Source organism: Actinomadura spongiicola (assembly GCF_003432485.1).
GTDB classification, from domain to species: Bacteria; Actinomycetota; Actinomycetes; order Streptosporangiales; family Streptosporangiaceae; genus Spirillospora; species Spirillospora spongiicola.
Window position 1 is genome coordinate 547,529 of sequence record NZ_QVNQ01000003.1, and the last position, 20,723, is coordinate 568,251.

At 72.2% G+C, this 20,723-nt stretch carries 19 protein-coding genes; 7 read left to right on the forward strand and 12 right to left on the reverse strand.

Features of this window, described 5'->3' with window-relative positions; all coding sequences use genetic code 11:
- Window positions 1-4: 4 nt before the first annotated feature.
- Window positions 5-256 carry a protealysin inhibitor emfourin gene (locus D0T12_RS11270; RefSeq protein WP_233525971.1) on the forward strand — a complete coding sequence of 84 codons (252 nt, stop codon included), beginning with the start codon at window positions 5-7 and terminating at the stop codon, window positions 254-256.
- A gap of 512 nt (window positions 257-768) precedes the next feature.
- On the opposite strand, the gene leuA is transcribed toward D0T12_RS11270, so the two are convergent.
- Entirely contained in the window at window positions 769-2,496 is a 1,728-nt protein-coding gene (gene leuA, locus D0T12_RS11275) for a 2-isopropylmalate synthase (RefSeq protein ID WP_117399450.1), read from the reverse strand.
- Between the two features lie 235 nt (window positions 2,497-2,731).
- On the reverse strand, window positions 2,732-3,343 hold the full coding sequence (locus D0T12_RS11280; RefSeq protein WP_117399451.1) for a hypothetical protein: 612 nt from the start codon (window positions 3,341-3,343) through the stop codon (window positions 2,732-2,734).
- A 99-nt stretch (window positions 3,344-3,442) separates the two neighbouring features.
- Between D0T12_RS11280 and D0T12_RS11285 the strand changes: the two genes are divergently transcribed.
- Window positions 3,443-4,162: a hypothetical protein gene (locus D0T12_RS11285; protein WP_117399452.1), complete on the forward strand. Its 720-nt coding sequence runs from the start codon at window positions 3,443-3,445 to the stop codon at window positions 4,160-4,162.
- Here D0T12_RS11285 and era read toward each other — a convergent pair.
- Complete coding sequence (era, locus tag D0T12_RS11290) at window positions 4,153-5,076, reverse strand: GTPase Era (RefSeq protein WP_117399453.1); 924 nt, start codon at window positions 5,074-5,076, stop codon at window positions 4,153-4,155. The two genes, D0T12_RS11285 and era, sit on opposite strands and share 10 nt — an antisense overlap.
- Window positions 5,077-5,120: 44 nt before the next feature.
- A complete protein-coding gene (locus D0T12_RS11295) occupies window positions 5,121-8,489 on the reverse strand; it encodes an AfsR/SARP family transcriptional regulator (protein ID WP_158581468.1) in 3,369 nt (1,122 codons plus the stop codon).
- Window positions 8,490-9,015: 526 nt separating this feature from the next.
- Here D0T12_RS11295 and D0T12_RS11300 point away from each other — a divergent pair.
- Window positions 9,016-9,351, forward strand: coding sequence for a cytidine/deoxycytidylate deaminase family protein (locus D0T12_RS11300; RefSeq protein WP_233525972.1), 336 nt, complete (start codon window positions 9,016-9,018; stop codon window positions 9,349-9,351).
- Window positions 9,352-9,433: 82 nt separating this feature from the next.
- On the opposite strand, the gene D0T12_RS11305 is transcribed toward D0T12_RS11300, so the two are convergent.
- From D0T12_RS11305 to D0T12_RS11320, 4 genes are all read right to left on the reverse strand, one after another.
- Complete coding sequence (locus D0T12_RS11305; RefSeq protein WP_199487404.1) at window positions 9,434-10,774, reverse strand: hemolysin family protein; 1,341 nt, start codon at window positions 10,772-10,774, stop codon at window positions 9,434-9,436.
- Window positions 10,774-11,250, reverse strand: coding sequence for an rRNA maturation RNase YbeY (ybeY, locus tag D0T12_RS11310; RefSeq protein WP_117399455.1), 477 nt, complete (start codon window positions 11,248-11,250; stop codon window positions 10,774-10,776). Before ybeY ends, D0T12_RS11305 begins: the two co-directional genes overlap by 1 nt.
- Entirely contained in the window at window positions 11,250-12,338 is a 1,089-nt protein-coding gene (locus D0T12_RS11315; RefSeq protein ID WP_117399456.1) for a PhoH family protein, read from the reverse strand. The genes ybeY and D0T12_RS11315 overlap by 1 nt, the downstream gene beginning before the upstream one ends.
- Window positions 12,339-12,479: 141 nt before the next feature.
- A complete protein-coding gene (locus D0T12_RS11320) occupies window positions 12,480-12,824 on the reverse strand; it encodes a histidine triad nucleotide-binding protein (RefSeq protein WP_117399457.1) in 345 nt (114 codons plus the stop codon).
- 301 nt (window positions 12,825-13,125) lie between these two features.
- Between D0T12_RS11320 and D0T12_RS11325 the strand changes: the two genes are divergently transcribed.
- Both D0T12_RS11325 and D0T12_RS11330 read left to right on the forward strand, forming a co-directional pair.
- Entirely contained in the window at window positions 13,126-13,713 is a 588-nt protein-coding gene (locus D0T12_RS11325; protein WP_117399458.1) for a SigE family RNA polymerase sigma factor, read from the forward strand.
- Complete coding sequence (locus D0T12_RS11330; protein WP_117399459.1) at window positions 13,710-14,420, forward strand: hypothetical protein; 711 nt, start codon at window positions 13,710-13,712, stop codon at window positions 14,418-14,420. Before D0T12_RS11325 ends, D0T12_RS11330 begins: the two co-directional genes overlap by 4 nt.
- 256 nt (window positions 14,421-14,676) lie before the next feature.
- Here the strand turns inward: D0T12_RS11330 and D0T12_RS11335 are convergent, their stop codons facing one another.
- The 3 genes from D0T12_RS11335 to hrcA form a co-directional block, all read right to left on the reverse strand.
- Window positions 14,677-15,420, reverse strand: coding sequence for a 16S rRNA (uracil(1498)-N(3))-methyltransferase (locus tag D0T12_RS11335; RefSeq protein ID WP_117399460.1), 744 nt, complete (start codon window positions 15,418-15,420; stop codon window positions 14,677-14,679).
- Between the two features lie 81 nt (window positions 15,421-15,501).
- Complete coding sequence (gene dnaJ / locus D0T12_RS11340; RefSeq protein ID WP_117399461.1) at window positions 15,502-16,635, reverse strand: molecular chaperone DnaJ; 1,134 nt, start codon at window positions 16,633-16,635, stop codon at window positions 15,502-15,504.
- Window positions 16,636-17,649 carry a heat-inducible transcriptional repressor HrcA gene (gene hrcA, locus D0T12_RS11345; protein WP_117399462.1) on the reverse strand — a complete coding sequence of 338 codons (1,014 nt, stop codon included), beginning with the start codon at window positions 17,647-17,649 and terminating at the stop codon, window positions 16,636-16,638.
- Window positions 17,650-17,930: 281 nt separating this feature from the next.
- Here hrcA and D0T12_RS11350 point away from each other — a divergent pair, with 281 nt between their 5' ends.
- Window positions 17,931-18,746 carry a DUF3097 domain-containing protein gene (locus tag D0T12_RS11350; RefSeq protein ID WP_233525973.1) on the forward strand — a complete coding sequence of 272 codons (816 nt, stop codon included), beginning with the start codon at window positions 17,931-17,933 and terminating at the stop codon, window positions 18,744-18,746.
- Here D0T12_RS11350 and hemW read toward each other — a convergent pair.
- Complete coding sequence (gene hemW / locus D0T12_RS11355) at window positions 18,743-19,951, reverse strand: radical SAM family heme chaperone HemW (protein ID WP_117399464.1); 1,209 nt, start codon at window positions 19,949-19,951, stop codon at window positions 18,743-18,745. The genes D0T12_RS11350 and hemW overlap by 4 nt on opposite strands.
- Before the next feature lie 194 nt (window positions 19,952-20,145).
- Here hemW and D0T12_RS11360 point away from each other — a divergent pair, with 194 nt between their 5' ends.
- A complete protein-coding gene (locus tag D0T12_RS11360) occupies window positions 20,146-20,700 on the forward strand; it encodes a DUF4870 domain-containing protein (protein WP_158581469.1) in 555 nt (184 codons plus the stop codon).
- Window positions 20,701-20,723: the final 23 nt, after the last annotated feature.

Sequence of the window (20,723 nt, forward strand, 5' to 3'; positions counted from 1 at the left end):
CACAGTGAGAGTGACAGTCGTCCGCAGCGGGGGATTCGCGGGGATCGAGCGGCGCGCAGAGTCCGACAGCGCCAGCGATCCCATGCTGACACGACTCGTCGGCCGCGTGGACCTGAAGGCGATCCCGCCGCCGGGCCGAATTCCCGACCAGTTCCTGTACGAGATCGACATCGACGGCGACCGCGCCACCGTCGGCGAGGCCCAGCTCCACGGACCGTTGCGCGAACTCGTCCACCACGTCCTCGGCCGCGCCTGACCCACGGCCGCGCCCAACACCCGTCGGCCCGCGAGCGGCACTCCCCTACGCGCCGCTCGCGGCCGCCCCCGCCCACAGCCACGGCACGCAGACCACGCACTCGGCCCCGCGCTTCTGCCGTGAGCGCCCATGCACCGCGACCAAGGCCGACAAGACCGCCCGACAACAGCCGTGACGATCCAGACCAGCCCCAACTGCAACGCCGCGAACGCGATGTCGCACGCGACCCCAGGGCTCGAAACACCGACGAGATCATCCGGGCACGGGCCATGCGGCCAAGGCCGACTAGACGACCGACAACACCGTGACGATCCGGACCAGCCCCGAAGGCAACGCCGCGAACGCGATGTCGCACGCGACCGCAGGGCTCGGTACACCGACGAGGTCATCCGGGCACGGGCGATGCGGCCAAGACCTAAAGGCCTGCCTGGCGACACCGTGACGATCCGGACCAGTCCCCAGGCAGGGCCGCGGGCGGGTTGGTGCTCGCGGCCCTGGGGGTCGGGCGTGGGTCAGGTCGTTCGGGTGCGGGCGACGCGGTTGACGGCCGACAGGATCGCCTTGAGGGACGCGGTGACGATGTTGCCGTCGATGCCGACGCCCCACACGGTGGTGCCGTCGCCGTCGCCGAAACGTACCTCGCATTCGACGTAGGCGGCGGCGCGGGCGTCGCCTCCGGCGCTCAGCGCGTGCTCGGCGTAGTCCAGGACCCGGACGCCGATCCCGACGGTGGCGAGGGCGTCCTCGAACGCCGAGACGGGGCCGTTGCCGACGCCCGCGATCTCGCGGATCTCACCGTCCAGGCGGATGTCGCAGCTGAGTGCGTCCTTCTCGTCCACCCGCGACGTGGTGCGGTGGGCCAGCAGGCCGACGCGGGGGCCGCCGGTCAGGAACTCGTCTTGGAAGATGTCCCACATGACCTCGGCGGTGACCTCGCCGCCCTCGTCGTCGGTGTGCCGCTGGACGACCCGGGAGAACTCGATCTGGAGGCGGCGCGGCAGCTCCAGGGAGTGCTCGGTCTTCATGATGTAGGCGACGCCGCCCTTGCCTGACTGGCTGTTGACGCGGATCACGGCCTCGTACGTCCGGCCGACGTCGTGCGGGTCGATCGGCAGGTACGGGACCTCCCAGCGGTACTCCTCCACCGGCACACCGGCCGTCTCGGCGTCGCGCAGCAGATGGTCCAGGCCCTTGTTGATGGCGTCCTGGTGGGAGCCGGAGAACGCGGTGTACACCAGGTCGCCGCCGTAGGGGTGCCGTTCGTGGACGGGCAGCTGGTTGCAGTACTCGACCGTGCGGCGGATCTCGTCGATGTCGGAGAAGTCGATCTGCGGGTCGACGCCCTGGGTGAACAGGTTCAGGCCCAGCGTGACCAGGCACACGTTCCCGGTGCGCTCGCCGTTGCCGAACAGGCAGCCCTCGATGCGGTCGGCGCCCGCGAGGTACCCCAGCTCGGCGGCGGCGACGGCGGTGCCGCGGTCGTTGTGCGGGTGCAGGGACAGGATCACCGAGTCGCGGTAGGCCAGGTTCCGGTTCATCCACTCGATCTGGTCGGCGTAGACGTTCGGGGTGGCCATCTCGACGGTGGCGGGCAGGTTCACGATGACCTTGCGGTCGGGGGTGGGCCGCCACACGTCGTTGACGGCGTTGCAGACCTCGACGGCGTACTCCAGCTCGGTGCCGGTGAACGACTCGGGCGAGTACTGGAAGTAGATCCGCGTGTCGCCCATGTCCTCGGCGAGCTTGGCGCACAGTTTGGCGCCCTCGACGGCGATCGCGGTGATGCCGTCGCGGTCCTGCCCGAACACGACGCGGCGTTGAAGTGTGCTGGTGGAGTTGTACAGGTGGACGATCGCCTGCTTGGCGCCGCGCAGCGACTCGAAGGTCCGCTCGATCAGCTCGGGACGGGCCTGGGTCAGCACCTGGATCACCACGTCGTCGGGGACGCGGTCCTCCTCGATGATCTGCCGGACGAAGTCGAAGTCGGTCTGACTGGCCGCCGGGAAACCGACCTCGATCTCCTTGTAGCCCATCCGGACGAGCAGTTCGAACATCCGCAGTTTGCGGTCGGCGTCCATCGGGTCGATCAGGGCCTGGTTGCCGTCGCGCAGGTCGACCGCGCACCAGCGCGGCGCCTCGGTGATGACGGCGTCCGGCCAGGTGCGGTCGGCGAGTTTGACCGGGGTGAACGGACGGTAGCGGTGGACGGGCATACCAGAGGGCTGCTGTTGCGGATACATCCGTGGATATCTTTCTGCTCGAACCTCGCGGCCGACGTGCACGTCGCAGTCCCGCAGCGAGGGAGCCGGCCTGTTACTGGCCCCCGCTGCGGCCGCTAAGGAGGAGCAGCTCACGGAACACGCTCGTCAAGTTAACAGATGTCATCGGCGGCACGGTAACGCGGCGTCCGGATGGTGAGACGCACCGCGGTCGCAGGACGGGCAGGTCACGCCGCCGTCGAGGGCGGATCTCAGGTCAGCGCGCCGCCCCCTCGGTGGTCACGATCACGCCGAGCGCGTAGGCGGGGGACATGCCGAGCAGGTCCGCGATGGCGTGCAGTTCCCGCCGCCGGCCCTCGTCGAGCGACCCGCCCGCGAGGCCGATCCGGACGGCCTGCGCGAGAAACCATTCCTTGGCCTCCACGCCGAGGTGGGTTCCGGCGGTGGCGACGTCCCGTTCCAGGAACGTCCGGCGCAGCGCGAGGTCGGCGTCGATGTCGTCCCGGCCGTACTCGGGTTCGCCGTAGCCGGTGACCGTCTCGGCGGCGCGGGCGCGGGCCGCCGCGTCGGCGGGGTCTCCGGCGCGCAGGACCAGCGCCGCGGCCGCCCGCATCCCCGCGGCGAGGGCCTCCGCCATGTGCCGCGCGGTGGGCGTCCGCAGCACCGAGACGGGGAACCGGGCGCGGCACGTCCGGCACGCCACCGACGGTCCGAGCCGCCACAGCGGCACCACCGGGACGAAGAACACCGACACCCAGCGGCGCCCGGTACGCCGGCGGTAGGCGCGGTCACCCCCGCACCGCGGGCAGTGGAACGTGCCCTCGCTGACCGTACGGAACACCGCCGTCAGGCCGAAAACGAGCAACACCGGGGTTCTCCTCCCATAACGGACTCGTTCCAAACTACCGACCGCCCGGCGCGACGTGGCCTTCGTGGTTCACGCGCGTGGTGCCCTTACGCTGGGTCCATGACCGGTGACCTCGGTTCCGACGCGGGACGGGCGCGGGCGCGACCGTCCTTCCTGCCTCCCGTCGACGGCTATCCGCCACCCGCCGGGGACACGGCCCCCGTCGCGCCCCAGGTCACGCCGCCGGGACGTGGCGTGCCGTGGATCGCCGCCATGATCGTCGCGGCCTCGGCGCTGCTGGTGTCGGCGTTCATGCCGTGGGCGCGGGCGCAGATCATCGTCGAGCTGTTCGGCCGGCCGATCGGCCGCGACCTCGGCAGCGTGGCGGGCATCGACGCCGACGACCTGGTCCTCGCCGTCCCGGTGCTGGGGGTAGTCGCGATCGCGCTGGCCTGCGGCGACCTGGCCGGACGGGACCCGCGGATCGGCGGGCTGGCCGCGATCCCCGGCACGCTCGCCCTGCTGGTCTGCGGCCTGTTCGTGCTCCGGCTCGGCGACGTCCGCGACGACCTGCCGCGCACCGGCCTGGACGTCGGCTACCAGATCACCGTCCGCTACGGCTGGTATCTCGCGGTCATAGCGTCGCTGATGGTCATCGGTTTCAGCCTGGCCCGTCCCATCAGCGAACGGGTCTCGAAATCCCGCCCCCGACCGGACCGGTTCGACCCGCGGTACACCGAACAGCAGTACTACGTGGACCAGCAGTACTACACCGACCCGCGGTACTACCCCGCCACGGAACAACCGCCGACGGACGAACCCAAGCAGGGTCAGTCGTAGAACCCGAGCCGCCGTAGCTGCTTGGGGTCGCGCTGCCAGTCCTTGAGGACGCTGACGCGCAGGTCGAGGAACACCTTGCTGCCGAGCAGCGCCTCGATCTGCCGCCGGGCGGCCGCTCCGACCTCCCGCAACCGGGCGCCCTTGTGCCCGATGATGATGCCCTTCTGGCTGGGACGTTCCACGAACAGGTGCGCGTAGACGTCGATGAGGTCGTCGCGTCCCTCGCGGGGCGTCATCTCGTCCACGACCACGGCGATGGAGTGGGGCAGCTCGTCCCGCACGCCCTCCAGCGCCGCCTCCCGGATCAGCTCGGCGATGAGGACCTGCTCGGGCTCGTCGGTGAGGTCGCCCTCCGGGTACAGCGGCATGCCGTCCGGGAGGTGGGAGATCAGCAGGTCGCCGACCAGGTCGACCTGGAAGCCGCGCTCGGCGGAGCACGGCACGATGTCGGCGAACTCGCCGAGCCGCCCGACGGCGAGGAGCTGCTCGGCCACCCGCTCGGGCTCGACGAGGTCGGTCTTGGTCACGATCGCGACGACCGGTGTCTTGCGCACCGACGCCAGTTCCCGCGCGATGTACCGGTCGCCGGGGCCGACGGGCTGGTCGGCGGGCACGCAGAAGCCGATCGCGTCCACCTCGGTCAACGTGGACCGGACGAGGCTGTCGAGCCGTTCCCCGAGCAGCGTCCGCGGCCGGTGCAGGCCCGGGGTGTCGACGACGACGAGCTGCGCGTCCGGACGGTGCACGATCCCCCGGATGGCCCGCCGCGTCGTCTGCGGGCGGCTGCTGGTGATCGCCACCTTGGTCCCCACCAGGGCGTTCATCAGGGTCGACTTGCCGACGTTCGGCCGACCGATGAAGCACGCGAACCCCGCCCGGAAACCCTCGGGCGCCCCTTCTCCCAGAGCCGTCACCCCTTCATTGTCGCCCACCGCGGGCGGGCTCCCGCCATCCGGCGTCAGGCGGCGGGACTGCCGAGACGGTCGAGGGCCGCCTTCGCCGTATCGGTCCAGTGCGGGGCGCCGAGGCGTGTCGCCACGTCGACGGCCTGGCGGTAGTGGGCGGCGGCGACCTCGGTGGGACGTTCGAGGAACCGGGCGAGGTCACCGAGGATCTGCGCGACCGGGCCCAGCGTGGCTCCGGCGGTGGCGCCGCCGCTGACCTGGCCCGCGTACGGGAGCAACGCCGTGTACGCCTCCGCGGCCAGGTCGCGGTCGCCGAGCGCCATGGCGCGCATGCCGCGCAGCGGCATGTTCAGGTCGAAGAAGTAGTCGGGACGGAGCGGTTCGGCCGCGGCGGCGATCTTTCTGGCCTCCGCGAGGCGGCCGCAGCCGATGAGCGCGAGCGCGTGCACGTCGGCGGTGCCCCCGACGTGCGCCCAGCGTTGGCGCAGCCAGGCGGTCTTCTCGACCATCTCCCCGGCCCGCCCCTGGAGGAGCCGCAGGCAGAACGTGCCGAGCAGCGTCATGCTGTGCTCGCTGGACCAGATCTGGATCTTGCCCCTGTTCTCGCCCAGCCGCGCGTACTCGCGCTCCGCCACGTCGGGTGGGGCGCCGAAGGCGCGCAACAACCCCGTCTCCCAGCGGGCGATCGCGGCCAGCAGGGGCAGGCCGTACTCCTCGGCGAGCAGCGCTCCCTCTCTCAGATGCCGGTGCGCGGCGGCCTTGTCGAGCGAGGCGACCGACGTCTGCTGCATCTGCAGGTGGGCGAGGACGCGGTAGACGCCCAGGTCGTGCTCGGTGGCGATGTCGAGGATCTCGGCGGCGATCCGCCGCCGCTCCGCCAGGTGGTCCGCGGTCCGGTAGGCGTTGGTGTAGGCGCCGTTCAACGCGACGGCCATCAGTTCGGGGTCGCCGAGGGCGCGGGCCTCCCGGACCGCCTCCCGGGACACGGTCATCCCACGGTCGTGCGGCTCGCCCTCCAGCTCGATCGCCAGGGCGGTCAGCAGCCGGACGCGCAGTTCCGGTTCGTCGTCCGGGAGGCGGGCGAGCGCCTCCTCGACGGCGTCGACGACGGCGTCGTCGAGGAGGCCGTACTCACGACCCGTCCACAGCGTGGGAACGTCGAAGCTCGCGATGATCCGGGCGAGCAGCCGGACGTCGCCGTAGGCGCGGGCGTCGGCGATGGAGGCGAGCCGCCACTCCCGCGCGTCCATGATGTTCCCGGCGAGCGCGCAGGCGCGGATCGCGGACACCTCCGCCGCCAGCCGGTCGCCGATCGCCTCCGGCCCCTCCGCGCGCAGCGTCTCCACGACACGGATCCAGAGGTCGGCGGCCGTGCGGTGGGCGTAGCGGGCCTCGGCGGCCTCGGCGGCGCGCCGCGCGTACCGGACGGCCTTCGCGGGGTTCCCGCCCGACTCCAGGTAGTGGTGCGCGATCGCGGCGACCTCTTCCGGAGCGTGCCGTTCGAGCGCTTCGGCGACCCGTCCGTGCAGGCGGGTCCGGCGGGCCTGGGAGATCCCGTCGTAGAGCGTGTCGCGGACGAGGGCGTGCGTGAACCGCATCTGGCCGGGTCCGGGTTCGGTGACCAGGCCCCCCGCGAGTCCGGCCTCGACGGCGTCGATGACGAAGTCCTCGTCTCCGGCCAGTTCGACGAGGACGCGCAGGTCGGCGTCCCGGCCGACGACGGCGGCGTCCCGCAGGACGGCCTGCGCGGAGTCCGGTAACCGGGCGATCCGGCGGCGCAGCACGTCCCCGACACCCGCGGGCACCCGGCGGACGGCGGCGTGCAGCCCCTCGGCGTCGAGGAGCCGTGCCGTCTCCCGGGTGAAGAACGGGTTGCCGCCGGTCCGTTCGGCGATGAAGGACAGGTCCGCGTCGTCCACGTCGGCGGCGCAGTGACCGCGTACCAGCACGGCGACCTCCGGCACCGACAGCCCGCCCAGATCGATGCGGACCGGCTCGTGCCGGGCGAGCGCGGCCAGCGCCGTGGCGAGCCGTTCGGGGACCTCGGTCTGCCGGAACGTGGCCACCAGCAGGACGGGACGGTCCCGGAGCCGCTCGGCGAGCCGGACGAGCAGCGCGAGGGTCTCGTCGTCCGCCCAGTGCAGGTCGTCCAGGACGAGGAGAAGCGGCGCGGTGTCGGCGAGGCCGGTGAGGTAGTCGCCCACCGCGAGGTGCAGCCGGAACCGTCCGGTGGTGGCGTCCTCGTCGACGCGTCCGGTGACGGCGTCGTCCAGTAGCGGCCCGAGCCGCGCGGCGAGGCCGGGCTCGGGCGGCGCGGCGGCGGTGAGTTCGCGCAGCAGCTCGGCCCACGGCCAGGCGGCCGGTGCCCAGCCGGTCTCCGAGGCGCGGCCCCACGCGCACGTCCAGTTCCGTCCGGCGAGGCCCCGGGCGAACCGCTCGGCGAGGGCGGTCTTGCCCATGCCCGCGTCGGCGGCGATGAGGACGAGGCCGCCCCGTCCGGTGACCGCGGCGCGGGCCGCGTCCTCCAGCCGCGCCAGTTCCGGGACCCGCCCGACGAACACGGCGTCGGGCGGGTCGACGGGTTCGGGCACCGGTCGGAGGAACGGGCGCAACCGCACCGGCTCCTCGACGCGATCGAGCTCCCCCAGCGCGGGCGACTGAGCCAGGATGTCGGTTTCGAGGCGGCGCAGCGCGGGCCCGGGGTCGATGCCGAGTTCCTCGGTCAGCGTCGCGCGGGCTCGGCGCAGCGCGGCGAGCGCGTCGCCCTGGCGCCCGGCACGGTAGAGGGCGAGGGCCAGCAGCCGCCACGCCTCCTCCCGCAGCGGGTTGGCGGCGGTGTGCGCCTCCAGGTCGGGGACCGCCTCGGCGGCGGACGCGCGCCGATGGGGCCTTTCCTTGAGGATCGCCTCGGCGCGCATCTCCACGGCGATGCGGCGGCGTTCGTCCAGCCGGGCGGCCTCGGCCGCGGCCCACGGCAGGTCGGCGAACTCCGCGTAGGCGGGCCCGCGCCATTCGTCGAGCGCCCGCTCCGCGCGGCGGCGCGCCTGCGCGGGTTCCGCGTCCAGCAGCTCGGCGGCCTCGTCGATGAGCGCGTCGAACCGCCACGCGTCGACGTTGCCGTCCGGCAGCCGTAGCGCGTACCCCGGCGGCTCGGTCACGAGGACCATCGCGGGGGTGCGGGGCGGACGGTCCGGCTCCAGCGCACGGCGCAGATGCGACACGAAGGACTGGAGGCCCGCGGCGGCGCGGAGCGGAGCCGTCCCCGGCCAGAGGTCCTCGACGAGCCGGTCGGCGGGGACCATCTGACCCCGCGCGGCGACGAGGCGGGCCAGAACCGAGCGCTGGCGAGGGCCACCGAGGTCGGCGGGAGCGCCCGCCACCTCGGCGCCGAAGGCCCCGAGCACGCGTACCACGGTCGACATTTGCCGCCAGACTAACCGGCACATGGCAGACCGTGTGGATCAAAGCCCTCTTTTTCGGCGCGCCCGGATTTCCGGCCTGACCATGATCAGCACCGGGCCGAAACCCGCTCGGCCACCAACGGCCAGGTCACCCCGCACACGGCGACCGTCGCGGGGACGGGCCGGTCGTCGCGACGGGGTCACCCGGACGGCCGGCGAGCCCCCTTACCGCCGACGGCCGGACGATCACGACGACCGGACCCGGTCCTGAACCCCCTGGTCTCGACGACCGGGATCCCGTGCCGGCTCCGACCCGCACAGCGGGCTTCGCCATGGACCCCGTGAAGATCACCGACCACTCGGCGGCGCGTCGGCGTATCCCCCGACCCCCGTACGCCGCCGCCCCCGTCCGGTCGACCTTCCCCGTGTCGTGAAGCGAACGGAACATCAGTTCATCTCCACGGGGTCCAACACTCCCGAGCATCGCCGGACGACCATGCGGTTCACTTGCCGCTCACTTGCGAGCGCCTGCCCGTACGCTTGGGATGTGAACGAGTTGAACCCCGAGGACGCGAAGATCATCACCCTGGCCCGGTCCGCGCGGGCCCGGACGGGCGCCGCCGAGGGCGCCGCCGTCCGCGACCAGACGGGCCGCACCTACGCGGCGACGAGCGTCGACCTGCCGTCCCTCAAACTCTCCGCCCTCCAGGTGGCCGTCGCGATGGCCGTGTCCAGCGGCGCCGAAAGCCTGGAGGCCGCCGCCCTCGTCACCACCGCGGACACCGCGCAGCCCCCCGACATCACCACCGTCCGCGACCTGGGCCCCAAGGCCCCCATCCTCGTCGCGGCCCCCAACGGCACCCTCCGCACAACGCTCGACTGACCAGCGCCGCCCCCGACTCGGACGAAGCCTCAGCCGACCTCACGGGTCGTGCGGCCGCAGCGCCACGTCGCCTGCCGCACGGTCACGACGAACCCGAGCCGTGGCGCGAGGATCGACCGGCTCGCGACGGGGGGCCCGGGGGGTCGCCCACCCGGACCAACACGGTGCCCACTCGGTTGCGGCGGCCCGCTATGGTCTCGGCCTTCAGGGACAGGACGGGCCCGTCCTCGCCGGTCGTGATCTCGGCGGTGGAGCCTTCGATCGGGACGCGGCCGAGGGCGTGGGCGAGCAGGCCGCCGACGGTCTCGACCTCCTCGACGTCCAGCTCGACGTCGAACAGTTCGGCGAGGTCCTCGACGGGCAGGCGGGCGGTGACGCGGGCGGCGCCGTCGCGCAGCCAGGTGACCGGCGGGGTCTCCCGGTCGTACTCGTCGGTGATCTCACCGACGATCTCCTCCAGGATGTCCTCGATGGTGACGAGGCCCGCGGTGCCGCCGTACTCGTCGATGACGATCGCCAGGTGGATGCGGCGGGCCTGCATCTCGCGGAGCAGCTCGTCGATCGGCTTGGAGTCGGGCACGTAGGTGGCGGGCCGCATCACGGAGTCGACGGTCTCCACCGACTCGCCCTCACGGTGCTCCTGGCTGCGGCGGACGACGTCCTTGAGGTAGGCGATGCCGACGACGTCGTCCTCGTTCTCGCCGACGACGGGGATGCGGGAGAAGCCGCTGCGCAGCGCCAGCGACATCGCCTGCCGCAGCGTCTTGCCGCGTTCGACGAACACGATGTCGGTGCGCGGCACCATCACCTCGCGGACGAGGGTGTCGCCCAGCTCGAACACCGAGTGGATCATCTCCCGCTCGACCGGTTCGATCAGGCTGCGCTGCTCGGCGAGGTCGACCAGGTCGCGCAGCTCCGCCTCGGACGCGAACGGGCCCTCCCGGAACCCCTTGCCGGGGGTGAGGGCGTTGCCGAGCAGGATCAGCAGCCGCGGCAGCGGACCGAACACCCGGGTCACCGGGTGGATCACGGCGGCGCCGGTCAGCGCGATCCGGTCGGCGTGCTGGATGCCGAGCGTGCGGGGCCCGACGCCGATCACGACATAGCTGACCACGATCATGATCGCGGCGGCGGTGACGTAGGCGCGCCAGGTCTCGTCCAGCCAGGAGATGCACAGGTCCGCGACGATCACGGTGGCGACCAGTTCGCAGCCGATGCGCAGCAGCAGCACCATGTTCACGTAGCGGGCCGGGTCGGCGACGACCTCGGCGAGCCGCTTCGCGCCGCGCCGCCCCTCCCGGACGATCTCGTCGACGGTGACGCGGGACACGCGGGCGAGCGCCGCCTCGGTGCCGGCCAGCAGTCCCGCCATGAGGACCAGCCCCACCGCCAGGGCCGACAGCCACGCCTGCGCGGTGCTCATCAACCGCCGCGTTTCTCCCGCCAGGAGGACAGGAGCTCGGCCTGCAGGCCGAACATCTCCCGATGCTCCTCCGGCTCGGCGTGGTCGTAGCCGAGGAGGTGCAGGATGCCGTGCGCGCACAGCAGCTCCAGCTCGTCCCCGGTGCTGTGCCCCGCCTCCCGCGCCTGCCGCTCGGCGACCGCCGGGCACAGGACGACGTCGCCGAGCACCCCGGAATCGGCCTCGCCGTCCTCGTCGCCGCCACCGGGCGTGTGCCCGGGGCGCAGCTCGTCCATCGGGAACGACAGGACGTCGGTGGGACCGGGCTCGTCCATCCACTCCTCGTGCAGCTTGGCCATCGCGGCCTCGTCGACCAGCAGCACCGACAGCTCCGCGAGCGGGTGGACGCGCATCCCGTCCAGGACGTGCCGGGACAGACCCGCGAGGGCCTTCTCGTCCACGGGCACACCTGACTCGTTCAACACCTCGATGGTCACTACCGCCTCCGCTTGCGGGACCCGCCGCGGTCGGCCGCGCCCTGCTTGATCTGCGGAACGCGGGCCTCGTCGTAGCGGTTGTAGGCGTCGACGATGTCGGTGACGAGCTTGTGCCGCACGACGTCGCGGCTGTCCAGCCGGGAGAAGTGGATGTCCTGGACGCCGTCCAGGATGTCCTGCACGACGCGCAGCCCGCTCAGCTGCCCGTTCGGCAGGTCGACCTGGGTGACGTCGCCGGTGACCACGACCTTCGACCCGAACCCGAGCCGCGTCAGGAACATCTTCATCTGCTCGGGCGAGGTGTTCTGCGCCTCGTCCAGGATGATGAACGAGTCGTTCAGCGTCCGGCCCCGCATGTACGCCAGCGGCGCGACCTCGATCGTCCCGGCGGCCATCAGGCGGGGGATCGAGTCGGGGTCGACCATGTCGTGCAGCGCGTCGTACAGGGGCCGCAGATACGGGTCGATCTTCTCGTAGAGCGTTCCGGGCAGGAACCCGAGCCGCTCCCCGGCCTCGACGGCCGGACGGGTGAGGATGATCCGGTTGACCTGCTTGTCCTGCAGCGCGCGGACGGCCTTCGCCATCGCCAGATACGTCTTGCCGGTGCCGGCGGGGCCGATGCCGAACACGATCGTGTGCTTGTCGATCGCGTCGACGTAGCGGCGCTGGTTCAGGGTCTTCGGGCGGATCGTCCGGCCCCGGCTGGACAGCACGTCCAGCGTGAGGACCTCGGCGGGCCGCTCACCGGACTCGCCGCGCAGCATCGCCAGGCTGCGCTCGACGGCGTCGGGGGTGAGCTGTGTGCCGCCCTTCAGCAGTTCGAACATCTCGGTGAAGAGCCGGGAGACCAGGTCGGTCTCGGTCTCGGGGCCGGTCACGGTGATCTCGTTGCCGCGGACGTGGATGTCGATGCCGTCGGCGAACGCGCGCTCGATCGCGTGGAGCAGCTCGTCCCGGGAGCCGAGCAGGCTCACCATCGAATGGTCGTCCGGCACCACGATCTTGATCTGGGAGTGCGAGTCTCCCCGGTCGCCGCGCCCCGTCTGGGTGGAGGTGGGGGTGGACCTCGTGTGAGTTGATTCGACCATCAGCCCGGCCTTGCGGCCTCTCTGACCTGCCTTCTGTCTGCTCCGGGTGTCCAGGTGTACCGGTTCCATCGTACTGGCCGACCCCGACACGACGCCGCCGCATTTCTCGCGTGCGGATCCACGGAGGGCGGGGCCCGTGTTTCAGCCGGGAGGCCAGTTGAGGCCACGGCCGCCGAGCACGTGCGCGTGGACGTGGAACACGGTCTGGCCCGCCTGGGCGCCGGTGTTGAACACGACCCGGTAGCCGGTCTCGGCGACGCCCTCGTCGACCGCGACCCCGTGGGCCTCGCGCACCAGCTCGGCGAGAAGCTCGGCGTCGGACGCGGCCAGCTCACCGACGGTCGGATGGTGGTCCCTCGGGATGACCAGCACATGCGTGGGCGCCTGCGGGTTGATGTCGCGGAACGCCACCGCACCCGCCGACTCCCGGACGATCGTGGCGGGCACGTCCCCGGAAACGATCTTGCAGAACAGGCAGTCGGTCATCTGTCTCCCCTCACAGGCGGCCGCGACCGCCCGGAGATCCTACCGAGACTCCGCGCGGGAACGGCTCGCGGCGCCCCGGACCGGCCGAGGTCCGTCGCCGATCAACCTTCGCTTCCGGGCGGCATCCCGACCGCCCAGTGGTTAAGGTTGTCACCTCAGGCGTGCTCCCCGGTTCGCAAGGCATTTCGGTGTGCCCTGGCGTGCCGGACGCGCCGACATCCACGCCGCTCCGAAGGAGCGTCCGAATGGACGGCCGGGGGACGGCAAAGGCGGCGGATAGGTGACCGAGGCAAACCAGGACATGCCCTTTCGTAAACCGAACGACGAGGGTACGCGTCCCACTGACGTGACCGAGACCCTCGTGGCCAGGGGCACGGCGGGCGCGGTGGCCGTCGCCTGGGACGCCGACCAAGCGGTGACCGCGCTCTACAGCGCCAACTACCGGTCGCTGGTCCGGCTGGCGGCCATGCTCGTCCGGGACGCCGGGACGGCCGAGGAGGTCGTCCAGGACGCGTTCGTCGCGATGCACGGCGGCTGGCGCCGCCTGCGCGACCCGGACAAGGCCCTGTCCTACCTGCGGCAGTCGGTGGTGAACCGGTCGCGTTCGGTGCTCCGGCACCGCGCCGTCGTCGAGAAGTACGCCCCGAAGGGCCTGCCGGACGCGCCGAGCGCGGAGGCCGGGGCCATCGGGGAGCTGGAGCGCTCGGCGGTGATCGACGCGCTGTCCCGGCTGCCCGCGCGCCAGCGGGAGGCGCTCGTCCTGCGCTACTACGCCGACCTGTCCGAAGCGGAGATCGCCAACGCGATGGGCATCTCCCGCGGCGCCGTGAAGAGCCACACGGCGCGCGGAATGACCGCGCTACGCAACGTCCTGGAGCAGTTCTCATGACCACCGACCCCGACGACGAGCACGGCGAGATCCTCCGCCGCGCCCTGCACGCGGAGGCGGAGACGGTCACCCCCGTGGGCGACGGCCTGGAGCGCATCCGGGCCCGCATCGCCGACGGCCACGGCCGCCGGTTCGGTCTCGGACGGTTCGGCCTCGCCCGCTACGGGGTGAACTTCGACCGGTTGACCGTCAACTGGGCGCGTCCCGTCCTCGCCGTGGCGGCCGCCATGGTGATCGCCGGGTTGGGCGTCACCGCCCCGCAGACCATCGACCTCATCCAGCAGTCCGTCGGCAGCAACGGACCCGCCGACGAGGGACGCGACGCCGCCGAAGGAGAGCACGCCTCGACCGAGGGCGACCCGCAGTTCCCCGCCCCGCCGTCCCCGGGCATCAGCGGGGCCGACGCGCCGAGCGCCTCGCAGACACCGAGTTCGACCGCCTCGCCGGGAATGTCGGCCTGCCGCATCCCGCCGGTGGGCACGCCGACGCCCGCCGCGACGCCGGGAACGCAGTCCGCGGTCGCGCCGCCGGTCACGCCCTGCCCGAGCCGGTCCCCGTCGCAGACGCCGACCACGTCACCGTCGCCGACCACGCCCACGCCGTCCAACCCGGGCGACCCCACGGAGCAGCCGACGCCGTCCACGACCAGCGAGGAGCCCCGGACCTCCAACGGTGAGGACGGCGCCCCCGCGGGCGGCGGCCCCTGACGGACGCCCGGTCGGCCGGACGGCCACGACGCCAGAACCCGTTCCCAGCGTCTCGTCGACCCGCCTCCCCTGGCAGGACCGTTTCAACGCCGATCGGGAGGCGCCGGTTCGGAACAGGACCGCCCGCGGCGCGGTGACGAGTGCGGCGCCGTCGTGAGGTCGCCGAGGTAGACGCCCGAGCCGGCTGATCGTGCCGCCGAACTCCTCGTCGGCACGGGTGGCCGGTCGCCGACGACGGCCCGGTAGAAGCGGCCTGTCACCAGCGGCCGGTGGCGGCCAGCAGGACCGCGGCGGCCGCGACCCCGGCCGTCGACGTGCGCAGCACGGTCGGCCCGAGCCGGGTGGGCCTTCCGCCCGCCTCGGTGAAACGGGCCAGTTCCTCGTCGGTGATCCCGCCCTCGGGGCCGACCACGACCACGATGTCGCCGTCCGCGGGCGGTCGCACGGCGCTGAGCGGCGCGTCCGCCTCCTCGTGCAGGACGATCGCCAGGGACGCGGCGGCGATCCGGCCGGCCACGTCGTCGGTGGACGCCGGCGCGGCGACCTCGGGCAGGCGGCTGCGCCGGGCCTGTTTCCCGGCCTCGCGGGCCGCGTCGCGCCAGCGGGCCAACGCCTTGTCGCGGCGGTCCGGGCGCCACCGCGTGACGCACCGCGCCGCCGACCAGGGGACGATCTCGTCCACCCCGACCTCGGTCATGGTCTCGACGGCCAGCTCGCCCCGGTCGCCCTTCGGAAGGGCCTGGACGACCACGACGCGCGGGGACGGCGGCGGCGTCCGGTGCCGGGCCAGTACGTCCAAGGTCAGGGACGCGCCGCCCTTGGCGGTGACGGCGGCGGTGACGACGCATTCGGCGAGCAGGCCCGCGCCGTCGGTCAGGTCGACGCGCTCACCGGGCCGCAGCCGCCGCACGGTCGCGGCGTGCCGACCCTCGGGGCCGTCGAGGACGACGCTGCCGGCCTCCAGCGCGTCGGCGCCGGCGAGGAACACCGGCGGGCTCATGTGGTTCCCCCGTTCGGTTCCCTAGTCGCCGTGTTCCGAGGTGCCGCGGAGACCTTCCCGGTAGGCCTCCGCCGCAGCTCTTCAGTGCTGGTTGAAGACGTCCTTGAGACGGGAGAACATGCCGCGTTGACCCGGCGCGAACTTGCCGGGCGGGCGTTCCTCGCCGCGCAGCGTGGCGAGCCGCCGCAGCAGTTCCTCCTGCTCCTCGTCGAGCCGGTTCGGCGTCTCCACGTTCACATGGATCATCAGGTCGCCGCGCCCGCTCTCGTTGAGGTGCCGGACGCCGCGGTTGTACAGCGTGATGACCTGCCCGGACTGGGTGCCGGGCTTGATGTCGACGCTCTCGGTCGCGTCCAGGGTCTCGATGGTGACGCTGGTGCCGAGCGCCGCCGCCGTCATCGGGATCTCGACCGTGCAGTGCAGGTCGTCGCCCTCCCGCTCGAAGATCGGGTGCGCCTTCTCCACGATCTCCAGGAACAGGTCGCCTGGCGGGCCGCCGCCGGGACCGACCTCGCCCTCCCCGGCGAGCTGGATGTGGATGCCGTTCTCCACGCCCGCCGGGATCTTGACCTTGACGGTCCGGCGGGTGCGGACCCGGCCGTCGCCGGAGCACTCGGTGCACGGGTTGCGGATCACCGAGCCGAAGCCGCCGCACGCCGGGCACGGCCGCGCCGTCATGACCTGGCCGAGGAACGAGCGCTGCACCTGCTGCACCTCGCCGCGCCCGCGGCAGGTCTCGCACGTCTCCGGGTGGGTGCCGGGCGCGCAGCCCGACCCCTCGCAGCCGGTGCAGACGACCGCGGTGTCGATGGACAACTCGCGGGTCGTGCCGAACGCGGTCTCCGCGAGGTCGAGTTCCACCCGCAGGGTCGCGTTCCGGCCGCGCCGCGCCCGGGACCGCGGGCCCCGGGACGTCGCCGTGCCGAAGAACGCGTCCATGATGTCGCTGAACGGGAACCCGGCGCCTCCGAAGCCGCCGGCGCCCGCGCCGCCGCCGGGCGCGAACGGGTCCGCGCCGAGGTCGTACATCTCGCGCTTCTTCGGGTCGGAGAGCACCTCGTACGCCTGGGTGATCTCCTTGAACCTGTCCTGGGTCTCCGGATCCGGGTTGACGTCCGGGTGGAGTTCCCGCGCGAGCCGCCGGTAGGCCTTCTTGACCTCGTCGGGGCTGGCGTCCCGCCGGACGCCCAGTGTCGCGTAGTAGTCGTTGGCCACTTACGACCCCGCCAGGATCTGTCCCACGTAGCGTGCCACTGCCCGTACCGCTCCCATCGTGCTGGGGTAATCCATGCGTGTAGGCCCGAGCACTCCCAGCCGGGCCAAGGTGAGGTCACCGACGCCGTAGTCGGCGGCGACGACCGAGGTCGATCGGAGTCCCGCATCGGGATTCTCGGTCCCGATCCGCACCGTCACTTTAGAGGAGTCGCCGGTCTCGCCGAGCAGCCGCATCAACACCACCTGCTCTTCGAGGGCCACGAGCACCTCTCGGAGGCTCTGGGAGAAGTCCACCGCGGCGAGGTTCGCCGCGCCCGCGAAGACGATCTTCTCCTCGTGTTTCTCGACGAGGGTCTCCAGCAGCACCGACAGCACCGCCGCGGCGAGCGGCCGGTCGTCCCGGCTGACCTTCTCCGGCAGGTCGGCGACCGCCGTCGGCACGTCGCCGAGGCCGAGGCCGTCCAGGCAGGTGTTGAGCAGCGCCCGCAGGTGCCCGATCGACTCCTCCGAGACGTCGCCGCCCGTCTCGATGACGCGTTGCTCCACCCGACCCGTGTTGGTGATGAGGACGAGCAGCAGCCGCCCCTCGGCGACCGGCACCAGCTCGACGTGCCGCACCGACGAGCGGGTCAGCGACGGGTACTGCACGACGGCGACCTGCCTCGTGAGCTGCGCGAGGAGCCGGACCGTCCGGCCGACGACGTCGTCGAGATCGTAGGCGCCGGACAGGAACGTCTCGATCGCGCGCCGCTCGGCGACCGACAGCGGCTTGATCGTGGACAGCCGGTCGACGAACAGCCGGTAGCCCTTGTCGGTGGGAACCCGTCCGGCGCTGGTGTGCGGCTGGGTGATGTACCCCTGCTCCTCCAGCACCGCCATGTCGTTGCGGATGGTGGCCGGGGAAACGCCGAGGTTGTGCCGGTCGGTCAAGGCCTTGGAGCCCACCGGCTCGTTGGTGGAGACGTAGTCCTCCACGATGGCGCGCAGCACCGCGAGTTTCCGGTCGTCCAGCACCCGTTCACCTCCTTCGTCCCGCCGGGCCCGTTCGGGCGGCGCGGGCGGCGCCCCCGGCGCGGTTCCACGCCGCTGGCACTCCTTACTCCCGAGTGCCAAGTGTACGGCCCTGAGGCCGCACCTTGGAGGGCCCGCGCCCTCCCCGGTACGGCTGCGCGATCCTATATGTTCCGGACACACCCTCCCATTCCCCTCGAAACCATTCCGCGGTCGGACGCGCCACGCCGAGACGACGAGGGGCGACGTCCCGCGGGCGTCCGGGCGGATTAATGTGCGGACCCGTGCGGAGTAAGGACTACGGAAACGACGTGCTGGCCGGTGACTGGCGCAGGCCTCGCAAGGGACGGATCCCCGAGGTCCCGGCCGAACCCGGCCTCGTCGTCGAAGATCCCGACAGCGGCTTCTGCGGCGCCGTCGTCGGCTGCGACAAGGTCGGCGTCACCCTGGAGGACCGGTTCGGCAAGCGGCGCGTGTTCCCGCTGACCGCGTCCGGGTTCCTCATCGACGGCAAGCCCGTCACGCTCGTCCGGCCGAGCGCCGCGCCCCGGGGGCCCGCGCGTTCGGCGTCCGGGTCCATCGCCGTCCAGGGGTTGCGGGCGCGGGTCGCCAAGGAGAGCCGCATCTACGTGGAGGGCGTCCACGACGCGGAGCTGGTCGAGAAGATCTGGGGCCACGACCTGCGGGTCGAGGGCGTCGTCGTGGAGTACCTCGAAGGCGTGGACGACCTGCCCGCGATCGTCGACGAGTTCGGCCCGGACGAGGACCGCCGCCTCGGCGTCCTCGTCGACCATCTCGTGGACGGCTCCAAGGAGTCCCGGATCGCCGCGCGGGTCTCGTCACCGCACGTCCTGGTCACCGGACACCCGTTCATCGACATCTGGGAGGCGGTCAAGCCCGCGTCCGTCGGCATCCGCGCCTGGCCCCGCGTTCCCCGTGGCGTCCCGTGGAAGGAGGGCGTCCTCGCCGAACTCGGCTGGGGCGACGACACCGGAGCCGCGTGGAAACGCATTCTGAGCCGCGTCAACAGCTACACGGACCTGGAACCCGCCCTCCTCGGCCGGGTCGAGGAACTCATCGACTTCGTCACGGTCCCCTAGACCAGATCCCGGACGACCGCGTCGGCCAGGAGCCGTCCCCGCAGCGTGAGCACCGCACGGCCCCGCTCGTAGCGGGCGGCCTCGATCAGGCCGTCGTCGATCGCGCGGCGGACGGCCTTGTCGTCCAGGAGGTCCATGGGGCAGCCCTCGGCGAGCCGCAGTTCGAGCATGACGCGCTCGACGCGCCGGTCGTCCTCGCCCAGGACCTCCCTGGCGTGCGCGGGGCTCGCCCCCTCGGCGAGGCGCGCGGCGTACGCGGCGGGGTGTTTGACGTTCCACCAGCGGGTGCCGCCGACATGGCTGTGCGCGCCCGGCCCGACGCCCCACCAGTCGGCGCCCGTCCAGTACAGCAGGTTGTGGCGGCAGGCGGCGCGCGGGTCGGCGGCCCAGTTGGAGATCTCGTACCAGTGCAGGCCGTGCGCGGACAGCAGCGCGTCCGCGACCAGGTAGCGGTCGGCCATGGCGTCGTCGTCGGGCGCCGCGAGTTCGCCCCGCCGGACCTGCGCCGCCAGCCGGGTGCCGTCCTCGACGATCAGCGCGTACGCCGACACGTGGTCGGGCTCGGCCGTCAGGGCCGCCTCCACGGACGCCCGCCAGTCGTCGTCGGTCTCCCCCGGCGTGCCGTAGATGAGGTCGAGGTTGACGTGCTCGAAACCCGCCTCGCGCGTCCACTCCACCACCTGCGGGACACGCCCGGGTGTATGGGTGCGTTCCAGGACGGCCAGCACATGCTCGCGGGCGCTCTGCATGCCGTACGAGACGCGCGTGAACCCGGCTTCCCGTAGCCGGTTCACATAGGCCTCGTCGACCGATTCGGGGTTGGCCTCCGTCGTGACCTCCGCGCCCGGTACGAGCCCGAACTCCTTGTCGATCACGTCCAGGACGCGTCCCAGATCGTCGGTCGACAGCAGCGTCGGCGTGCCGCCGCCCACGAAGACCGTCTCCACGGGCAGGTCCACGTCGCCGAGCACCCGCCGGGCCATCCGCACCTCCGCGACGGCGGTGTCCGCGTAGGAATCGCGGCTCGCCCCCGGACCGAGCTCCGTCGCCGTGTACGTGTTGAAATCGCAGTAACCGCAGCGCGTCACACAGAACGGCACGTGAACGTAGAACGCGAACGGCCTCGACCCCAACCCGTCCAGGGCGGTACCGGGCAGGGCACCGTCCATCGGCACGGGATCACCATCAGGAAGCGTCGAAGGCACGGTCTCAGTCTCGCATTTCTCGTGCCGTGCCCCGGTCGGGCGTCCGGTCCTGACCCGAGGTCCGTGGCGTGAAACGGCCACGGTCAGGGCGAAGCGGAACCAATGCGAACTCCGGGAGCGTCCTAGGAGTCATACACTTTGTCCATAGCGCGCGGCCCATAGCTCGCGTAGCGAACCAGGAGAGGATTTCCGCCATGGCCTACGGGCCTCCCCCGTCGCCCGGCCCAGGGCAGCAGCCCGGTCAGCAGCAGGCCCCCTGGCAGCAACCTGGAAGCATGTGGCAGCAGCCGCAGCAGCCTCCGCCGCCGCAGCAGCAGCCCGGTGGGATGGGCTGGCAGCAGCCGCCGCAGCCCCAGGGCGGGGGCACCGTCCAGATGCCCGAGCAGCAGTTCGGGCAGCAGTTCGGACAGCAGGGTCCGGTCAGCAATGACGAGCGCACATGGTCGCTCATGGCTTACGTGGGGCAGTTCCTCGTCGGTGCGATCGCACCGGCCGTGGTCTACCTCGGCAAGGCCCGTACGCCGTTCGTGCGCAAGCACGCGGTCCAAGGCCTCAACATGGCACTCGCGGCCATCGCCGTCTGGATCGTCGGCGGGTTGCTGTCGCTGGCCGTCGACGTGCTCATCTGGGTGCCGCTGCTCTTCACGGCCGTCGTGATGTTCTTCCTCGTCTACGCCGGACGGGCCGCCAACCGGGGCGAGTTCCGGCGCGTTCCGGCCGTGGTCGCCTGGCCGCTGCTGAAGAAGTAACCGCACCGACGGCGGACGTGCCT